The following is a 19,049-nucleotide window of genomic DNA, read 5'->3' as shown; positions in this document are numbered from 1 at the left end:
GGTCGCGGGGCCTCCTTCGGTGCGTTCGTTCGGGGGGTCAGCCGGCGTGCGGCCCGGCATGCGGCGGGGTCGCCGCGGGCCACAGGTCGCTCAGCGGCACGGCGGGCTCGCGCAGGCCGAGCCGCAGCAGCGTCACGAGGTCGCCGGCCATGGCGGCCACCGTCCCGGCTTCGAAGAGCTCCGTGCGGTACTCCACGGAGACGCTCAGCGCGCCGGGTTCGTCACCCTCCAGCACCGACCAGGCCAGGTCGTGGGCGCTCGTGCCGTCCTCGGCGGGGACCATCAGGCGGGCGGCGTGCGAACCGGGCCAGCGCACTCCCCGCACGTCGAGCCCCGAGGCCGCGCCGAGGGCCGGAGGCAGTGCATGGTGGGCGTAGGTGACGTCGAAGAGCGGTGCCCGCCCCGGCTGCCGGGGGAGCCGGAGGGCCCGTACGACGTCCTCGAACGGCACATCGGCGTTGCCCTCGGCGGCGGCGATCACTTCGCGGACGCGGGCGGTGAGGGCGTCGAGGCCCGGTTCGTCGGCCGTGTCGATACGCAGGGCCAGCGGGTTCGCGAACGGGCCGAGCAGTTCACCCAGGGGCGGCCGGTCCGCGCCGGAGCCCCTCAGGTGTGGCGAATCGGTGTCGGGGGCCGACTCGGTGAGCCCGACGACCACCTCGTCCGCGCCGGAGCGCAGCGTCAGCAGTGCCGTGATGCCCGCGAGCAGCCGCTCACGCGCGCCGTCGCGGATCACCTCGCCGGCCAGCGGCGCCGGTATGCGGAACTCGTGGGATGCGCTCGCGTGCGTGCCGCGCATCGGACGCGGCCTGTCGGTGGGCGTCTCGAAGGCCTTGAGTGAGGCAAGTCGCTCCTGCCAGTGGGCGAGTTGACCGTCCAGCAGCCCGTCGGCGCGCAGGCTGTGCTGCCACCGCGCGTAGTCGTTGTACGAGACGGGGAGCGCGGCCGGTCCCGGCGTCAGGTGGCCCGAGCGGGCGGCGTAGAAGGTGAGGAGGTCACCGAAGAAGACTCCGGGCTGTGCCCCGTCGTAGACCTCGCGGTGTGTGGTGACCACGAGGATGTGCTCGGCGGTGCCGGTCGTCAGCAGCAGCGCCCGCAGCGGGGAGCCCGTGGCCGGGTCGATGGCTGTACGGCCGTGGGCCGCCGCCAACTCCCGGGCGGCTGCCTGGGGGTTCGTCCGGCCGGAGACGTCCGCCACGCCGAGGAATCCGGCGGCGCCGTCCCGCGCGAAGGGCGAGAGCGGCTGCTCGACGGGGACGGGGAAGCGGGCGCGCAGGACGTCGTGCCGCTCCGTCAGGTCGTCGAACGCTGCTCGCAGCACGTCCGGATCGACGTCGCCACGCAGACGCAGGCAGGCGGAGACGCCCTCGGGGGCCGGGGGCGGTGCGGGAGCTGCGGCAGGGGCAGGCGCACGGTCCCGGGCGGGTGCCGGGGCCGGTGCGGCCGGGTCGACGGCCGATGCCGGGGACGGGGTGCTCCGGCCGGCTGCGCCGCGCTCCCCGCTCTCCGGCTTCGCGGGTGCTCCGGCCGGCAGTTCCAGGTGGTCGACGTCCGCGTCGTCGGCGGCGGCCCACAGCAGGTCCAGCAGAGACCGGGTCATCGCCGTGACGGTGCCGGCGTCGAAGAGCTGGGTGCTGTACTCCACGGCGACCTCGAGCTCTTCGACGTCCGGGCGTTCCGCGACGACCACCGTGAGGTCGAACTTGGCCGTGCCCGGCGGCAGTCCGGGGAACAGCGGCGTCTCGTCCTCCTCCCCGCCCGGGCGTCCCGGGTTGAACGTGCTCTCGCCGAAGGAGAAGTCCGGCGGCAGCGTCTGATGGACGTACATGACGTCGAAGATCGGGTTCCGGCTGGGATCGCGGTCCGGCGCGACCTCACGCACGACCCTGTCGAAGGGGATCTCCTGATGCTCCATCGCTCCCAGCACGACGGCGCGGACACGGCGGAGCAGTTCGCGGAAGGTGGCGTCGCCGGACAGGTCGGAGCGCAGGGCGATGGTGTTGTTGAAGAAGCCGAGGAGCCCCCACAGTTCGGGACGGCTGCGCCCGATGGTGGGCGTGCCGATGACGATGTCGCGCTGCCCGGACCAGCGGGAGAGCAGCACATTGAGCCCGGTGAGGATCACCATGAACAGCGTGGCCGTCTCGCTGCTGCCCATGGCCCGCAGCTTGCCGACGAGTTCGGCGGGAACCGTGAACCCGTGCGTCGCGCCGGCGAAGTCCATGCGTGCGGCACGCGGCCGGTCGGTGGGCAGCTCCAGCGCCGGGGGCTCGCGCAACTGCTCACGCCAGTAGTCCAGTTCGCCGTCGAGAAGGGAGCCCTCCAGCAGGTCGCGCTGCCATCGGGCGTAGTCGCTGTACTGCACGGGCAGCGGTTCGGGCCGGTGTACACGGCCCTCGCAGCGCGCCTCGTAGAACTGGAGCAGTTCGCCCATGAGGATCTGCGGCGCCCAGCCGTCGTTCACGCCGTGGTGCATCGTCCAGCAGAAGAGGTGGTCGCCGGGTGCGATGCGTACGACGGTGACCCGTACCAGGGGGTCGTGGGCCACGTCGAAGACCCAGTGCGTCTCCTTCTGCACGGCGGCACGGGCCGCCGCCTCCGGGTCCTCCTCCCCCGAGACGTCCAGTACGCGGAAGAAGTCGCCGAGTTCGGGACGCACGACCAGCTGCGGACGGCCGTCGACCTCGGCGAAGTTCGAGCGCAGGGCCTCATGGCGCTGGGCGAGGTCCTCCCAGGCCAGGCGCAGCGCTTCGAGGTCGGGTTCGCCGCGCAGCCGGGAGGCGCCGGGAAGGTTGTAGAGGGTGGTGTCCGGGTCGAGCTGGTGGTGGAACCACATGCGCTCCTGACCGTAGGAGAGCGTCGGCTCCTGGCCGGGGCGGATCGGCGGCAGCCTGTGCACGTCCGCGGCGGAGGCGGCAGCCACGGAACCGTCGGCCGCCGGCCGCTCCTCCGGGTCGCCCGCCGGTTGCGGCATGCGGTCGGCGACGGCGGCGGCGAGATCCGACACGAGGGGGTGGGCGTAGATGTCGACGAGCTTGAGGGGTGCCCCGTACCGGCTGATGACGCGCTCGATGAGCTGCAGGGCGATGACGGAGTTGCCGCCGATGGAGAAGTAGTCGGCGTCGGGGGCCACTTCGTCCGCGTAGAGCAGTTCGGCGAGGGTGCGGCGCAGCCACGGCAGCACGTCCGCGCCGACAGGCGGCGGCGATCCCTCGGCCGCGCCCCCCGTCGCCGGACCGGGGGCCGCGGGGGCCGCGGGGGCTTGTGACGGCGCATGCCTCGCCGCCCGGGTCCCGGCGGGGTGCCCGGGACCGTCCGGCGTGACGGCGGCGGCAGCCGGTTCACCCTGCGCCGCTCCGGGCACCGTGGGGGCACTGTCCGCCGGCTCGGTCCCGGGGGCGGGCAGCGGTGCGGGGGCGGATGCACGGGGTGCCGCCGGGGTGCTGCTCGCCGCGGGCGGCTCCGGGGCGGGATCCGCGTCCCGCCCCGGGGTGGCAGGCCCGGGGGCGGTCGCCGAGGGTGGCTGCTCTGCCGCCGACCCGGACTGCTGCGGCGCGGTGCCGGGGGCGTCGAAGCGGATGATGTCGCCCAGCGGGCGGGCCCAGCACCGCACACCGCGGAAGGGGTGGCCGGGGAGCGGGACCCTGCGGGGCCCGGGCTCCGGGGCCGTCGGCCTCAACGCGGTCCAGTCGAGGTCCAGCCGGGCCTCGTAGAGTGCTCCGAGTGCCTCCAGGACGCCCTCGGGACCTTCCCCGAGTGTGATCACCCGGGCATCGGTGCGCCCGTCGAGGTGCTCGGCGAGCCGGTCGCTGATCTCGCCGCGGGTGGCGAGTTCCACGAACACCACCGGCCCGGCGGCGAGTTGTTCCTCCACGGCGGCGTGGAGCCGGTCGCTGCGCAGCGGACCGCCGAAGACGCCGTCGCCTGCGCCGTTGCCGGTGCCGTTGCCGGTGCCGTTGCCGTGAGCGTCGCCGTCGCCGGTCCAGCCGTTCCTCACGCCCTGCAGTTCCTGCGTGTCGGCGGCCGTGAGCCTGCCCTGGAGATGCCGCACCGCGTAGCGGGAGACGCCGGAGCTGATGAGCCCCTCGACGCGCACTCCGGCGTCCTTGAGCCGTGCATGCGCGGCGAGTTGGCCCCGTACGCGGGAGGCCGGGCCGGACGGCAGCGGCAGTTGCTCCGGCAGCGGGGCGCCCTCACCGGCGGGTGTGCCCGTAGCGTCCCCGGAGAGCAGCAGGACGACCCGGGGCGCGAGGGAACCGGCCCCCGCACGCCCGGGGGTCTCCAGGCCGGAGGCGGAGGCCGGGGCCTCGCCGTCCGGGGCGGGGGAAGCCTCCAGCCTCCGCCAGGTGACCTGGGCGGCCAGCTTCAGCGCCAGGTCCGGGACCGTACGTGCCACCACGCTCATGCGGTGACCGTGGTGGTCCCGTCCCTCGTTCAGCGTCCTCGCGACGTCCGCCAACGGCCAGGAATGGTCGCGCAGTTCGAGCGACAGCCGCTCGCAGAGCGTGACGAGGTCCTCCGCGCTGCGGGCCGAGACGCCGATCAGCTGCGGCGGGGCCTCACCACGGGCCGGCTCCCGCCCGTCCGGGGCGGGCGGCTGCTCGACCACGCAGTGCGCGTTGATCCCGCCGAGGCTGAAGGAGCTCACGCCCGCCCTGCGCACGTCGCCCTTCCAGGACCGCCCCGAGGTCACCACGTCGAGCCGTGCGGCCTTCAGGTCGACGTCCTCGGCGGGGCGGGTGAAGTGCAGGGTCGGATACAGCTCGGCGTGCCGCACGCTCAGAACCGTCTTGACGAGGCCCGCGATCCCGGCCGCATGATCGAGGTGCCCGAGGTTGGTCTTCACCGAGCCGATGGGAAGATCACCGGCGGCGCCCGCGGCACCGGAGCGTGCGAGGGCCAGCCCTTCCACCTCGACGGCGTCGCCCAGGCGGGTGCCGGACCCGTGCGCTTCCACGTAGCCCGCCGTCGCGATGTCCAGGCCGGCGCTGCGCCACGCCTTGCGTATCACCTCGGCCTGTGACTTGGCGCTGGGCGTGGCGATGGTGGCCGAGTGGCGGCCGTTGTGCACGACGGCGCTGCCGCGGATCACGGCGTGGATGAACGAACCCTCCTCCAGGGCCCGTTCCAGCGTGGTGAGCAGCAGCACCGCTCCGCCCTCGCCGGCCGCCGCGCCGTCGGCGTCTTCGTCGAAGGCACGGCACTTGGCCGTCGGAGAGGCGATGCCGGGGAAGGCGCCGACCGTGGCCGCCGGCGGCACGACGTGACGTACGCTCGCCCCGCCGACGACGGCGAAGTCGGCGTCGCCGTCGCGCAGTTCACGCGAGGCCTGGTGTACGGCGACGAGCGATCCGTTGCAGCCGGTGTCCACGCCGTAGCAGGGGCCCGTGAATCCGAAGAGGTGCGAGACGCGGGCCGGCAGACCGCAGGGGATGTTCCCGATCATGCTGAGGGTGCCGACTTCGCGTACCAGGGGCGCATAGCCGTTCGTGGGCGAGCTGAAGATGACGGCCGTGCGGGAGTCGCGCATGCGTGAGGCGGCGTACCCGGCGTTCTCGAGGGCCTCCCGGGTGAGTTGCAGCGCCAGCCGGTGCTGGGGGTCGGTGACCTCCGCCTCGCGTCGCGACAGCCCGAAGAACTCGTGGTCGAACAGGTCGATCCGGTCCAGATACCCCTGCTGCGGGTAGTCGGCGGAGGGATCCTGGCAGCAGGCCTCCACCCGGCCGGGCGGCATAGCACGCACCGAGTCGCGGCCGGCGCGCAGGTTCGCCCGGAACTCGGTGAGGGTGTCGGCCTGCGGGAAACGGGCGGACATCCCGATCACCGCGATGCCCGCCTGTCCGCGTGTCGCGTTCGTGCCGCTCATATCGCCTTTCCGTTCCTGGACACCTCACCGGCACCGGCCGGCCTCACGAGCACCGCACCCTTCTCGTCACAACTCATAGGCGGCGGGTGCCTCTTCATCGGGCCGGGCCTGGAGACCCAGCCGTGACGTGATCGCCTCCGCCTGTGCGGAGACCGTCGTGAGGTCGAACAGCTCCCCCACGCGCAGCACACCGGGCCACCGCTGGTCGAGCCGTTTGTGCAGGTCGATGACGCGGAGCGAACTGCCGCCCACCGCGAAGAAGTTGTCGTGCGGTCCTGATTCGCCGTGCCCGAGCACCGCCGCCCAGATCTCCGTGACGCTGCGCAGATGACTTTCCGCGTCGTCCACCGGCACGTCGTCCTGCTCGTGGCCCGCCGTCCCGGAGCCGTTCCCCGTGCCCGCTGCGGCGCCCGAAGCGGCCTTCGTCTCGGGGATGAGGGCTTTCAGGGCGGCACGGTCCGCCTTGCCGCTGGCGTTGAGCGGCATCCGCTCCACCGTGTGGAAGAGGACGGGGACGGCCTGCTCCACGAGGAATTCGCCGCAGTGTGCGCGCAGCCGAGGCCAGGACGGTGTGGAGCCGCCCGGTGAGACGGGCGTGAGAAACGCGACGAGCCCGGGTTCCGCTCCGGAGGTGTCGTACACCACGACTGCCTGCCCGACTCCCGGATGGGCCTCCAACGCGGCCTCGATCTCGCCCAGTTCCACGCGTGTGCCGCGAATCTTCACCTGGTGGTCGGTCCTGCCGTGGCAGTGCAGCGCTCCCGCCTCGTCGACGTGCGCGATGTCGCCCGTACGGTAGAGGCGCGTGCCCGGCGGCCCGTAGGGATCCGCCACGAAGCGCTCCGCGGTCCTGCCGGGCCGGCCGGCGTAACCGAGCGCCACGAATCCGCCGCCGATGTACAGCTCTCCCCGCACCCCCGGGGGCACTTCGCGCAGCCGCTCGTCCAGTACGCGCGCCTCGGCGCCGTCCCAGGGCCTGCCGATGGGAATCCGCTGCCAGGACGGGTCGAGGTCGTCCTGGACGGTGCAGGAGATGGTCGTCTCCGTGGGCCCGTACTCGTTCGCCAGCCGGGTGCCGGGCAGCCGCTCGTGGTGGAGGCGGACCAGGTCCTGCGTGCACGGCTCGCCCGCGACGACGACCAGCCGCAGGGTGTCCGGCAGCAGCCGGCCCTCCTTGAGCAGAGCGCGGTAGTAGGAGGGGACGACGATGAGATGCGTCGCCTCGAACTCCGATGCCAGCCGGGCCAGTTCGTGCACCTGCCTCAGCTGCTTGTCGTCGGGGAGCAGGAGCGTGTGGCCGTTGGTGAACGACCAGAACATGCCCCCCAGCATCCCGTCGAACGACAGCCGCATCGCCATGAGGAAGGTGGAGTGCTCGGAGCCGTAGACCCCTTCCCTGGGACTGATGGACGTGGCCAGCTGACCGCGGCTGACCACCACGCCCTTGGGGGCGCCTGTCGATCCCGACGTGCTGACGATGTAGGCGGGTGCCTCCTCGGGGACCTCGGTGTCCTCACCGTTCGCGACGTGTGCGGACGCCTCGCCCTCGGCGACGAGTTCACGTACGTCGAGCCCCGCGACGTCGAGGAGAGCGGGAGCATGCGGCAGGCCCTGCAGCACCGGATCGGGCCCCGCACCGACCGCCACCGCGCAGGCGGTGTCGGCGAGCAGCGCCCGCAGCCTGCTCGGCGGCTGGTCGGCTTCCACGACGGCCCAGGCGGCGCCGGTACGCAGCGCGGCGATCAGTGCGGTGACGGCGAGGGCGTTCTGTTCGAGGCGGATGCACACGACGCGGCCGGGACCGGCGCCATGCCGCCGCAGCCGGTCCGCCAACGCCGCGGACGCCAGGTCGAGTTCACGGTACGTCAGCTCCACACCGCCGACGATCAGCGCGGTCCTCGCGGGTGCGTGCCGGACCTGCCCCCGGAACCTCTCCAGGAGCGAGGGCAGGGGCCCGCTCCCCTGCGTCCCGCGGGGAGATCCCGACGCGTGCGGGGCGGTCACTTCGGCTCGCTCTTCCTCGGACTCGTGCACCACTGTGGTCCCACCTCAGTTCGTTCCGCTGACGACTCGTACGTGGCTCTTCCGCGGCGGAGCCAGGCGGCCCGGGTCGACGGCGAGGACGAGAGGCGCTGCGCCGCCCTCCTCGCCCGCGGCCGGTGCGGGGTCCTCGCCCTCGGCCGGTGCGAAGCCCGCGAACCGCAGCGTCACGAGCATGTTGCGGTTGGTCTCCGTGGGTACGAAGTGCGCGACAGGCCGGCGGCCGCTCGCCACCGCCTCCCGGATGAGGTGGTCCAGGAGGACGGTGCCCACGCCTCTGGAGGCGACGCGGCACGACATCAGCATCAGCCGGAGCACCGAGTCGTGCGGGGTCAGTTCGGTGACCGCCAGGCCGATGATCCCGTAGTCGCCGAATTTGTCGCGCAGTTCGGCGACCTGCACGCGGTGGTCCGCCGAGGCGCTCAGCTTCCGCAGCTCCTCCGCGTCGTAGGTCAGGCCCGAGGTGTTGAGCTGGTGTGTCCTCACGGTCAGTTCGCTCGCCCGCGTCAGATCGTCCTCGGTCGCCTCCCGGAGGGTCATCTCGAGGCCGAGCGATGTGAGGAAGCCCTGCCTGTCCTCGCCGAACTCCTCCTCCGCCGCCTTGCGCCGCCGCTCCGTGCGGTAGAGCTGCCGGCGTCTGCCCGCCTCCTCCGTCACGAACTCCGGCTGGAATTCCGCGAGATCGGGCAGAGCTCCCGCCTGGTCCGCCGGATAGCAGCGGACGGCGGGCAGTGCGGAAGCCACCTCCGCACGTTCCACCGGGTCGTTGTCGACGAACGCCACGGTGTCGAGGCCGATGTTGAGTCCCTCCGCGATGCGGCGCACCGCTTCGGACTTGGCGCCCCAGCCGACCCGCACGTCGCTGAACCACTCCTCCAGGCCGTGCCGGTCGAGATGGCGGGAGGTGACGGCGTACTCGCCACGGCTCGCGGCGGCGTGCAGGATGCCCCGCTCGTCCAGCGTCCGCAGCGTCTTCAGCGCGTCGGGGAACGGCTCCGGTTCGTCGCCCTCGAGCACGACCCCGTCCCACAAGGTGTCGTCCAGGTCCCACACGAGGCACTTGACGACGGGAGCGCCGCCGGCGGCCGTCATGCCCGCACCTCCCCGATACGTGCGCCGCCGCCGGAGGCGGGGGACGCGGAGCCGGGAGAAGCCGCCGGTGCGTGGCGGCGCATCAGCTGCTCGGCGATGTGGAGTTCGGCCACCTGCTGCGCTCCTTCGATGATCTCCATGACCTTCGCGTCCCGGAAGTGCCGCCCCGACCGGCTGTCCGGCTCGCAGCCTGCGGAGCCGAGGATCTGCACGGCGGTGCTGCTCGCGGAGGCGGCGGCCGCGGCCGCGGCGTACTTGGCGACGATGGTCTCCGTCACCGCGCCCGTGTCTCTTTCGGAGCGGAACCGGGCCGCCCGCCGGGCGAGTTCGCGCGCCCCCGCGGTCTCGACCGCCGCCCGTGCCAGGAGCGCGCGCACCGACTGGTGGTCGGCCAGCGGGACGCCCCCCTGCGTACGGGCGGCCGCGTGCGCGGTGGCGTCCTCGACGCACGCCTCCGCCATGCCGACGCAGCCCCACGCCACGGTGAACCGCCCGTGGTCGAGAGCGGCGGCAGCCACGTGGGAGAGACCCAGCCCTGCGGGGGCGACGAGATTGCTCCGCGGTACACGCACCGCGTCCAGCCCGATGTGGGCGATCTGCGCCGCCCGCATGCCCAGTTGGCCGCTGACGGCCTGTCTGCTCACTCCGTCGCGGTCCGCCTCGACGAGTACCGCGGCGGGTCTGCCCGCGTCCTGCCCGAGCACCAGGAACAGCTGTGCCACCTGCCCGAAGGTGATCCACTTCTTGCGTCCGGTGACCGTCACGTGCTCGCCGTCGCCGGCGTCCTCGATGCGTGTGCCGACGGCGGAGAGGGCGCTGCCCGCGGCCTCTTCGGTGGCTGCGAACGCCGCGGTCAGCTCGCCGCCCGCCAGCTGCGGCAGCCACCGGGCGCGCTGGTCCTTCGTGCCCCAGCGGAGCAGCGCCGCGGCGACCATTCCCTGTACCGTGACCAGCCCGCGCAGCGCACTGCACACGCCGCCCAAGTGCGCGCAGATCTCGCCCAGTTCAGCTGGGGTGATGCCCGCTCCGCCGTAGTGTTCCGGCAGATCGGCGGCGAGCAGGCCCGCGGCTGCCGCCTCTTTGCGTACGGCGGCGGGCAGCGAGCCCTCCCGGTCCCAGGCTGCGGTGTGGCCGCGTACGTCCGCCGCGAATCTCTCCGCCTCGCGTACCGGCGAAGTCCCCGTCCCCGCTTCCGTGTTCACGTGGTCTCGGTGAACTCGGGCGACCCCGTCTTGCGCTGCACGAACCGGGTGATGCGGTTCGCCGTGCGGAAGCTCTCCAGGTCCAGGTCCTCGACCTCCACGGTGAGGGAGAAGCGGCCCTCGACGAAGGTCACCAGCTCCAGCGCGAAGAGCGAGTCCGCGAGGCCGAGGGCGAAGTAGTCGTCGTCCGGTCCGACTTCGTGTCTCAGTGCAGCCGAGAGGAACTCCGTGATGTCCCGGGTGATGTCGTTCACTGTGCGTGCTCCTCCTGGGGTCCTATCTCGACCAGCAGCACGCTCCACGCCGCCACCGGGCTCACGTTGATCAGCACGGCGTGGTCTCCCTCGGCGAGTTCCCTGCGCTCCATCGCCGTGTAGAGGTTGAGGAAGACGTCGTTGGGGCCCAGATGCCCGTAGCGCCTCAGGTTCTCCCGGCAGACCGGCATGATGCCGATCCCGAGTGACTCCTCGGTGAAGGTGAAGCCGGCCGCCGACAGGTTCTGGCTGAGGTATCCGCGGACGTCGCCGGGCTTCAGCCCGTTTCGCTCCAGCAGCCCGCTCAGCAGGCCCGACAGCCTGCCCCGGGTCTCCATCGCGAGGCGGAAGGAGTACGTGGAGGGGTCGCGGCACACCTCCCGCCACTGTTCGGTGGGCCGGTCCCGGTACTCCACGTGGAAGAGGTCCCAGTGTTCGCCGTTGGTCTCCTGGGCGATGTCGAGCAGCCGGACGGGGGCGCGGACGGAGTCGCCGTGGGAGAGCACCAGCGCCTGCCCGCCGTCGCCGTTCACCGTGACGGGGTGGCGGTAGCGGCCCGCGGCGGCCGGCTTGCTGCCGTGCACGACGAGCACGTCGCCCATGTCCCGGTCGGCGCACATGAGTCCGCGCGCCGCGAGCAGTGCGGGTGTGATCGATACGCAGCCCAGGCCGCCCACCGTGAACGTGACCGCCCGTTCGGCTCCCAGGAGATGCTGGAGCCTGGTCGCCTCGGAGCTGAGCAGTGTCTCCGGGGCGCGCGGCTCCACGACGATCAGGGCGCCCAGTTCGCGTGCGGCGAGGCCGGCCCGGGCGAGCGCTTCACGTGCGGCGATCTCGGCGAGAGCCGCCGAGTTCAGGGCCTCGTCGGCCCGGACGGAGTCGACGCCCAGCGCGAGGCACGTACGTCGCTCGCTCTCGCCCAGCGACGCCAGCTCCGGCAGGTCCTGCACCGCGACGGCGGGCGCCGGCACATGCCAGGCGGCACCCCGCACGGCCACCGAAAATGCGCCGTTTTCGGCGACTTGAGGCGTCACGCATCCTCCCCCAATTTCTCTGGTCGGGTGGGATGCTACCGAGCCGGCTCTGCCGGGAGGAGAGAAAATGAGAACCCGGTCTCATCGCCAATGGTTGACCCATTGATCGGATTGGCGATGCGGCCCGGATTGGTATGGACGAAGACGGCGGCGTGGTTCGTTCTGGGTTGTTTTTCCGCGTAGAGCAGCGAGTGTGGACACTCTGCCCGGATTACGGTGTCCACACACTTGGAATCCCGCATTCCGGGGCAGGGAAAAGTTCGCGCCGCGGGGAGCCGACGAGGATTCCGGCCCCCGTCCGTCCCGCCGGGAGGAAAGGATCGTTTCAGCGCCGGAGCTCCCCGCGGCGCCGGTCGCCGCCCCGGCGCCGGTGAGTTGCCGACGCAACCGGGGCGCCTCAAGGGGCGCCGCGGGAGTGCAGGACAAGCCCGGGAGAGAAACCCGACCTGGCCTCCCGCCACGCTCCAAGGGCGGCTCCACCTGCGGGTCTTCCGGGCAGGAGCGGACGGCCCGGCTCGCTGCCCGCCCCGGTGGCAGATCGCACACATCCCGGCCGCGGCGGTGGACGAACCCGCCGCTGCGACCGCGGTCCCCGGGACGGAAAGCCTCAGCCCGTGCCGTTCACGAGGTGAGCAGGCCGCATGTCCGTCCAGTTCTCCTCGACGTAATCCAGGCATGCCTGACGGCTGTCCTCACCGAAGGCGATCGTCCAGCCCTCCGGCACGTCGGCGAACGCCGGCCAGAGCGAATTCTGCCTCTCGTCGTTGACGAGCACGTAGAACGAGCCGTTTTCGTCGTCGAATGGATTGCTCATCAGGTCCCTTTCCCCGGTAACGAGTGGAATGCCGTTCCCCCACGCTCTCGGCGGTGCATACTTCCGCAGCCCCGACGCCCCCGCAAGTATTTCGCGGACGAAAGGAACCGTCCGCACTCTGTGCGGGCGAAGCGGTAATTCATCCACACAGGGAGCGATTCTCAACACGAGGGACAACCCGGCGGAGCGCCCCGCCGGACCAGACGGCCGGGCGTCCCGCTCACCCGTGGGGCGCTCGCCACAGCAGCGGGGCCCGCCCACTGGGTCGGGCTCGGCGTCTGCCCCCACACCGGCCCGTTCCCCGGCAGCAGACCGCCCGGCGGGTGCGACGACCGCCTGGCGCCGATACGGGCCGCCCGCCGACCGGTCCCCGACCGTTCGCCGCGTACCCGAGACGTTCGCCGCACGGCGCTGTGCGCCGCTTCCCCGCCGGGGTGACGCTGCTTACGTTGCCTCCATTCCATGGGCCAAAGCCGCCCATTTGACGACGAGGAGGCGCAGATGTCGACTCAGCCCCCCGCACCACCGCACTCACCGGGGGAGGCAGTGGAGCACACCGTCGCGATGCACAGCGATCCGCGGTTCCAGGACCTCAGGCGCCGGCTCGTGACCTTCGTCCTGCCCATGAGCATCGCGTTCTTCGCGTGGTACCTGCTGTATGTCCTGATGTCCGCCTACATGCGGGACGCGATGTCCACCGTGCTCTTCGGCCGGGTCAATCTGGCCCTCGTCCTCGGGCTGCTGCAGTTCGCCTCCACCTTCGCTATCGCCGTCCTCTACGCACGGTTCGCCGCCCGCCGGCTGGACCCGCTGGCCGGGCAGCTCCGCGGCGAACTGGGCGGCGCCGGTGACGGCGAAGAGGGGGTGCGGGCATGAACATCCTTGCGCAGGCGAGCGAGTCCGCCGGCCGCACCTGGACCGTGGTGCTCTTCCTGGCGATGATCGCCGCGACCCTGGCGGTGACCGTGTGGGCGAGCAGGCAGACCCGCTCGGCCACCGACTTCCACTCCGGCGGCCGCGGCTTCACCGGCATGCAGAACGGCTTCGCCATCGGCAGCGACTACATGTCGGCGGCGTCCTTCCTGGGCATCGCAGGCATGATCTCGCTCTTCGGTTACGACGGATTCCTGTACTCCATCGGCTTCCTGGTGGCCTGGCTGGTGGCGCTTCTGCTGGTGGCGGAACTGCTGCGCAACTCCGGCCGCTTCACCATGGCCGACGTGCTGTCGTACCGGATGCGGCAGCGCCCGGTGCGGACGGCCGCCGCGGTCTCCACCATCACGGTCTCCGTCTTCTACCTGCTGGCCCAGATGGTCGGTGCGGGCGCGCTGATAGCGCTGCTGCTGGGCATCAAGCCGGGCGAGACCTACCTGGGCATGGACGCGGCCACGGCCAAGATCGCGGGCATCGTCGTCGTCGGCATCCTGATGATCGTCTACGTCACCTTCGGCGGCATGAAGGGCACCACCTGGGTGCAGATCATCAAGGCCGGCATGCTCATGGGCGGCGCGTTCCTGCTCACGGTCATGGTGCTGGCGATCTACGGCTTCAACTTCGGCGAACTGATGGGCGACGCGGCGAAGACCAGCGGAGTCGGCCAGGCGTTCCTGGAACCGGGACTCAGGTTCGGCACCGAGGTGCCCGGTGACGCACTGCAGACGATGTGGAACAAACTCGACATGATCAGCCTGGGGCTGGCGCTGGTACTGGGCACCGCGGGCCTTCCGCACATCCTGATCCGCTTCTACACGGTGCCGGACTCGAAGACCGCCCGTAAGTCGGTGAACTGGGGCATCGGCCTGATCGGCTCGTTCTACCTGATGACGCTGGTGCTGGGCTTCGGTGCGGCCGCGCTGGTCGGCAAGGACGCCATCACCAAGCAGGACCCTGCCGGGAACACGGCGGCACCCCAGCTTGCCGAGGCGGCGGGCGACCACTTCGGCGGTTCCGGGCTGGCCGCGATCATGCTGGCCGTCATCGCGGCGGTGGCCTTCGCCGCCATCCTCTCCACGGTGGCGGGCCTGACCATCGCCTCCTCGTCCTCGCTGGCGCACGACTTCTACAACAGCGTGCTCCGCCGGGGGAAGGCCACCGACCAGGAGGAGGTCAAGGTCGCCAGGCTGGCCGCCTTCGGGGTGGGCGCCGCGGCGATCGTCCTGGCGATCTTCGCCCAGAGCCTCAACGTCGCCTTCCTGGTGGCGCTGGCATTCGCCATCGCGGCCTCCGCCAACCTCCCCACCCTGCTGCTGAGCCTCTTCTGGAAGCGGTTCAACACCCAGGGCGCGCTGGCCGGAATCTACGGCGGCCTGCTGAGCGCCGTGGGTCTGGTCATCTTCTCGCCAGTGGTCTCCGGCTCGGAGACGGCGCTGGTCACGGGCGCCGACTTCAACTGGTTCCCGCTGGCCAACCCGGGGCTGGTCTCGATCCCGCTGGGTCTCCTCTGCGCGATCGTCGGAACCCTGATGTCCAAGGAGAACGACCCGCGCCGCTTCGCGCAGCTGCAGGTGCGGGCCCTGACCGGTGCGGGCGCCGAAAGGGCCTCCCAGCACTGACGGGCCTGCACCGGCCCACGCCCGGGTCCGACGGTGGACCACTTCCGGACCGCGCCAACCCCTCCGCCGGCGCCCCGGACTTCCGTCGGACCCGGGCTTCCCGCGACTACGGGCGGCCGGCACGGTGCCGCAGTCCTCCGCCCGTCCTGACCAGACCCATTCCTCCCGCACTGGGTTACCGTCGGCCCGTGAACAGGACCGCCTGGCAACGCCTCGCCCGCCGTCCCCTGCGCCGCGGGGCGCCGTCGCCGTCCGCGGCGCGTGCCGCGACCAGCGGCGTGCTGCGCGAGCTCCGGCTGCTCGGCAGGGACCTCCAGGACGGACTGGCCGGCGGCCGGAACACCGCGGCCGCGCGCCGCATACGGCACCTGCTGGGCGCCGACGCCGTCGTCCTCGCCAACCTCGACGGGCCGGTCGCCCGCCACGGAGCGCTGCCCCCCGGCAGCGAGCCGGACGCGCTCCTCTCCCAGGTGTACGAACACGGGACGGTGCTGCGCCGGCCCCCGCTGTCCGCGGCACCGCTGCTCGTCGCCAACGACCTGGCGGGTTGCCTGATCGCCGCCGGCGAGATCGCCGAAGAGGACCTGACCGAAACCGCGGCCCTGGTCGCCGACGCGTTGGACCATGCCGAACTGCGCACCGCGCGCGCCCGTATCGCCGCCGCGGACCTGCGTACCCTGCGCGCCCAGATCTCACCGCACTTCCTCCACAACGCGCTGGCCGTGATCGCCGCCCGCGTCCACAGCGATCCGGACCTCGCCCGCGGGCTTCTCACGGACTTCGCCGACTACTTGCGGTACAGCTTCTCCACGCAGGGCGACTACGCCACCGTGGCGGCCGAACTGCAGGCGACCCAGACGTATCTGGAACTCCAGCGGGCCCGTTTCGACGACCGCTTCGACATCACCGTGCGCATGGCCCCGGAGGTCCTGCCCGTCGCCATCCCCTTCCTGGTGGTGCAGCCCATCGTGGAGAATGCCGTCCGGCACGGGCTGGAGCGCCGGTCGGGACGAGGGCACATCAGCGTGTCCGGCTTCGGCGAGGGGCCGCTGTGCATCATCGAGATCGAGGACGACGGCGTCGGCATGGATCCGGAGTTCGCCCGCGCGGTCCTCGCCGGGAAGGGCCCGCCGGCCCGCGGGGTCGGCATGGCCAACGTGGACCAGCGGTTGCGTGCGGTGTACGGACCGGAACACGGTCTGCTCATCGAGACGGCGCCCGGCAGCGGCACCAAGGTGGTCATACGGGTGCCACGGTTCATGCGAGGAGTGCTGGCGGAATGACAAGGACGGCCCACACCTCCCCGGGGCTGTGCGTCCTCGTCGTCGAGGACGAACCCTCCACCCGGGAGGAGCTGGCGGTGCTGCTCGGCGGCATACCGGAGATCGCCGACGTGGTGTCCGCGGAGAGCGGCGAAGCGGCGGTACGGCTGCTGGGGACACCCGCCTTCGACGCCGTCTTCCTGGACATCTCCATGCCCGGTCTGGACGGGATGGACCTGGCGCGGGTGCTGAGCAGGCTCTCCGCACCGCCCGCCATCGTGTTCGTGACCGCTTCCGAGTCCCACGCAATCGAGGCGTTCGGGATCGGCGCGGTCGACTACCTGCTCAAGCCCGTGCGGCCGGAGAGGCTGTCCGAATCCGTCACCCGTGTCCTCAGGCAGCGCGGGGGCGCGGCGACGGACGAGGCGCCGCACGACGACCTGGACGTCGTGCAGATCGAGCACAGCCGCCACACCGTCTTCGTCCGCCGAGCCGACGTGCAGTTCGCGGAGGCCCACGGCGACTATGTGCGGCTGCACACGGCCGACGGCACGCATCTGATCCGGCTGTCGCTGTCCTACCTGGAGGAGGTGTGGGCGCCCGTCGGCTTCGTACGGGCGCACCGCGGGTACCTGGTCGCCGCCGGCTGGGTGCACGACCTGCGCGTGACCAGTTCCTCCGGGCTGGTGGCCTGCACGCCCGCCGGTGACGTACCGGTCAGCCGCCGGCACTCGCGAGGCCTGCGCGAACGGCTGATGGATGCGGCGCGCAGCGGAGAGCTGGGGCGGGCCGCGCAATGACGGGGCCCCGCAGAACGAAGGTCACCAGCCCGCAGACCCGGATCGCTCTGGCACGCCACCACCGGATGCGGCCCCGGCCGCTGCCGCTGCCCGGTCCCACCGACCCGGAGCGGGCCCGCCGGGTCTTCGCCGCCCAGCGGCGGACGGCCCTGCGCACCATGGGCCTGCTCGGGATCGTGCTCTTCGGCACCAGCGGGGTGATCGCCGCCCTGCCCGTGCTCGACCGGGTGACCTGGGGCGGCGTCCCCGTCTCCTGGCTGCTGCTGGCCATCGCGACCTATCCGCTCCTGCTGCTGATCGCCGTCGCGCATGTGCGGGTGGCGGAGCGTACCGAGGCCCGGGAAGGCGGCGAGCCGGACGGCGCCGGTTCCCCCGGCTCCCACGACTGGGGCCCGGACATCGTGCCGCCCGGCCCGCGTGACGCGGACACCGCGCACGACAGGGCCGGGAAGGAGCAGGGCTTCGGGGGCGTCGCACCGTGACGGGACTGCTGGTCATCGGATTCCTGCTGGCCGCGAGCCTGGCGATCGGCCTGTACGGGGTGCGCGCGGCCCGTACGACACCGGACTTCCTGGTGGCCTCCCGCCGTGTCGCACCGGGCTGGAACGCCATGGCCATCGCCGGGGAGTACGTCTCGGCCGCGTCGGTGCTCGGGCTCGCGGGGCTGCTGCTCAAGGACGGGATCGGCACGATGTGGTTCGCGGTGGGTTTCACCTCGGGCTATGTGGCCGTGGTGGCGCTGGTCGCCGGCCCGATGCGGCGCTCGGGCGCCTTCACCGTGCCCGACTTCGCGGAGTACCGGCTCGGCTCTCCCGGCATTCGGCGGCTGTGCGGGGGGATCGTGCTGGTGATCATGTGGCTGTACCTCGTGCCGCAGTTCAAGGGCGCGGGCGTGGTGCTCCACCTGGTCAGCGGCACGCCCTACTGGGTGGGGGTGGTGCTGGCCGGCCTGGTGGTCAGTGGCTCCATCGCACTGGGAGGCATGCGCTCCGCCACGTACGTGCAGGCGTTCCACTACCTGGTGAAGCTGGCGTTCATCGCCGTGCCCGCGGTGTTTCTGATGATCCATGTCGGAGCGGAGACGCGGGCGGAGGCGTTCACACCGGTCAGCGTGCCGGAGAGGTGGAGCCGCCCGCTGCTGGACATCGGGGGTGCAGGCCACCCGCTGCTGGCCACCTGGTCGGTGCTGGTGGCCACCACGCTGGGAGCGATCGGGCTGCCGCATGTGATCATGCGCTTCCACACCAGCTCCACTGCCCAAGTCGCCCGACGCGTCGCGGTCCGGGTGATCGCCCTGCTGGGCCTCTTCTACCTCTTCCCGGTGGTCTACGGGCTGCTGGGACGGGTGCTCACTCCGCAACTGGTGCTGAACAACGCCACGGACACGGTGACCGTCGTCGTGCCCGGAGTCGCGGTGCCCGGGGCACTCGGCAGCGTACTCACCGCCCTGGTCGCTGCCGGCGCCTTCGCCGCCTTCCTCTCGACATCCTCCGGGCTGCTGCTCGCCCTGGCGGGCGGCCTGTCGCACGACCTCTTCGGCAGCGGGATCTCCCGCCTGCGGGTGGCCGTCGCCGCGGGCGCCCTGGTCGCGGTGCTGCTCTCCCTGCCCGCCTCCCATCTGGACATCAACGTCCTCGTGGGCTGGGCCTTCGCCGTGGCCGCCTCGACGTTCTGCCCGCTGCTGGTGCTGGGTATCTGGTGGCCCCGCCTCACGGTCGCGGGCGCCGGCGCAGGGCTCGCGGTGGGCGCGGCGTCGGCGACGGGCGCCGCGTTCCTCTCCGCGGCGACGGACTGGCACTCCGGGGTGGTCACGGTGCTGCTGGCGCAGCCCGCGTGCTGGACGGTGCCGCTGACCTTCCTCACCATGATCGTGGTGTCCTGGCGTGGGGTGCCGCCGGAGGGCGCGGAGCGTGCGGCGCTGCGGTTGCACGCACCCTGACCTCTCCGGGGTCCGCCCGGCCCGTCCGGAGGCGGCTCCGCAGCTGCGTACCGTGCCGCCGGGGCGGCCGCCTTCCACGAGCGCGCCAGCGACTCCGCCTCGGCCGGGGTGACTGCGAAAGCTGCGCCTCGCGCACGGCGCACGGCGGGGACGTGACGCCCGGAGCGGGAGGGGGTCCGGCATCCTGCTCACCG

General features: G+C 72.2%; 13 protein-coding genes. 6 read left to right on the top strand and 7 right to left on the bottom strand.

Features of this window, described 5'->3' with window-relative positions; translation table 11 throughout:
• Nucleotides 1-37: 37 nt before the first annotated feature.
• The 7 genes from H180DRAFT_RS20455 to H180DRAFT_RS20425 form a co-directional block, all read right to left on the bottom strand.
• A complete protein-coding gene (locus H180DRAFT_RS20455) occupies nt 38-5,866 on the bottom strand; it encodes a condensation domain-containing protein (protein ID WP_055487548.1) in 5,829 nt (1,942 codons plus the stop codon).
• 66 nt (nt 5,867-5,932) lie between these two features.
• Nucleotides 5,933-7,903, bottom strand: coding sequence for a non-ribosomal peptide synthetase (locus H180DRAFT_RS20450; protein ID WP_055487547.1), 1,971 nt, complete (start codon nt 7,901-7,903; stop codon nt 5,933-5,935).
• A gap of 12 nt (nt 7,904-7,915) precedes the next feature.
• Complete coding sequence (locus H180DRAFT_RS20445) at nt 7,916-8,998, bottom strand: HAD-IIIC family phosphatase (RefSeq protein ID WP_055487546.1); 1,083 nt, start codon at nt 8,996-8,998, stop codon at nt 7,916-7,918.
• The gene (locus tag H180DRAFT_RS20440) at nt 8,995-10,200 is read right to left on the bottom strand and encodes an acyl-CoA dehydrogenase family protein (RefSeq protein WP_055487545.1); all 1,206 of its coding nucleotides are present in this window, start codon (nt 10,198-10,200) and stop codon (nt 8,995-8,997) included. The genes H180DRAFT_RS20445 and H180DRAFT_RS20440 overlap by 4 nt, the downstream gene beginning before the upstream one ends.
• Entirely contained in the window at nt 10,197-10,454 is a 258-nt protein-coding gene (locus tag H180DRAFT_RS20435) for an acyl carrier protein (protein WP_055487544.1), read from the bottom strand. Before H180DRAFT_RS20435 ends, H180DRAFT_RS20440 begins: the two co-directional genes overlap by 4 nt.
• Complete coding sequence (locus tag H180DRAFT_RS20430; protein WP_368073136.1) at nt 10,451-11,488, bottom strand: 3-oxoacyl-ACP synthase; 1,038 nt, start codon at nt 11,486-11,488, stop codon at nt 10,451-10,453. The genes H180DRAFT_RS20435 and H180DRAFT_RS20430 overlap by 4 nt, the downstream gene beginning before the upstream one ends.
• Before the next feature lie 607 nt (nt 11,489-12,095).
• Entirely contained in the window at nt 12,096-12,302 is a 207-nt protein-coding gene (locus H180DRAFT_RS20425; protein WP_055487542.1) for an MbtH family protein, read from the bottom strand.
• A gap of 501 nt (nt 12,303-12,803) precedes the next feature.
• Here H180DRAFT_RS20425 and H180DRAFT_RS20420 point away from each other — a divergent pair.
• The 6 genes from H180DRAFT_RS20420 (at nt 12,804) to H180DRAFT_RS20395 (ending at nt 18,855) form a co-directional block, all read left to right on the top strand.
• Entirely contained in the window at nt 12,804-13,178 is a 375-nt protein-coding gene (locus H180DRAFT_RS20420) for a DUF485 domain-containing protein (protein ID WP_055487541.1), read from the top strand.
• Nucleotides 13,175-14,854, top strand: a complete 1,680-nt coding sequence (locus H180DRAFT_RS20415) for a solute symporter family protein (protein WP_055487540.1) — start codon at nt 13,175-13,177, stop codon at nt 14,852-14,854. The genes H180DRAFT_RS20420 and H180DRAFT_RS20415 overlap by 4 nt, the downstream gene beginning before the upstream one ends.
• 188 nt (nt 14,855-15,042) lie before the next feature.
• Complete coding sequence (locus H180DRAFT_RS20410; protein WP_254666096.1) at nt 15,043-16,137, top strand: sensor histidine kinase; 1,095 nt, start codon at nt 15,043-15,045, stop codon at nt 16,135-16,137.
• On the top strand, nt 16,134-16,916 hold the full coding sequence (locus tag H180DRAFT_RS20405; RefSeq protein ID WP_055487539.1) for a LytR/AlgR family response regulator transcription factor: 783 nt from the start codon (nt 16,134-16,136) through the stop codon (nt 16,914-16,916). The genes H180DRAFT_RS20410 and H180DRAFT_RS20405 overlap by 4 nt, the downstream gene beginning before the upstream one ends.
• Entirely contained in the window at nt 16,913-17,398 is a 486-nt protein-coding gene (locus H180DRAFT_RS20400; protein ID WP_055487538.1) for a hypothetical protein, read from the top strand. The genes H180DRAFT_RS20405 and H180DRAFT_RS20400 overlap by 4 nt, the downstream gene beginning before the upstream one ends.
• On the top strand, nt 17,395-18,855 hold the full coding sequence (locus tag H180DRAFT_RS20395) for a sodium:solute symporter family transporter (RefSeq protein WP_055487537.1): 1,461 nt from the start codon (nt 17,395-17,397) through the stop codon (nt 18,853-18,855). The genes H180DRAFT_RS20400 and H180DRAFT_RS20395 overlap by 4 nt, the downstream gene beginning before the upstream one ends.
• The last annotated feature ends 194 nt before the right edge of the window (nt 18,856-19,049 follow it).

The sequence above is a fragment of the Streptomyces sp. WMMB 322 genome, assembly GCF_900090145.1.
GTDB lineage: Bacteria > Actinomycetota > Actinomycetes > Streptomycetales > Streptomycetaceae > Streptomyces.
The sequence above is the reverse complement of the archived record's forward strand: the minus strand, read 5'-3'. Positions and strand labels throughout refer to the sequence as shown.

What these genes read in the sequence shown, in the direction of transcription:
- H180DRAFT_RS20455 (WP_055487548.1), bottom strand. Translation starts at nt 5,866, where the DNA reads ATGAGCGGCACGAACGCGACACGCGGACAGGCGGGCATCGCGGTGATC.
- H180DRAFT_RS20445 (WP_055487546.1), bottom strand. Translation starts at nt 8,998, where the DNA reads ATGACGGCCGCCGGCGGCGCTCCCGTCGTCAAGTGCCTCGTGTGGGAC.
- H180DRAFT_RS20425 (WP_055487542.1), bottom strand. Translation starts at nt 12,302, where the DNA reads ATGAGCAATCCATTCGACGACGAAAACGGCTCGTTCTACGTGCTCGTC.
- H180DRAFT_RS20420 (WP_055487541.1), top strand. Translation starts at nt 12,804, where the DNA reads ATGTCGACTCAGCCCCCCGCACCACCGCACTCACCGGGGGAGGCAGTG.
- H180DRAFT_RS20415 (WP_055487540.1), top strand. Translation starts at nt 13,175, where the DNA reads ATGAACATCCTTGCGCAGGCGAGCGAGTCCGCCGGCCGCACCTGGACC.
- H180DRAFT_RS20405 (WP_055487539.1), top strand. Translation starts at nt 16,134, where the DNA reads ATGACAAGGACGGCCCACACCTCCCCGGGGCTGTGCGTCCTCGTCGTC.
- H180DRAFT_RS20400 (WP_055487538.1), top strand. Translation starts at nt 16,913, where the DNA reads ATGACGGGGCCCCGCAGAACGAAGGTCACCAGCCCGCAGACCCGGATC.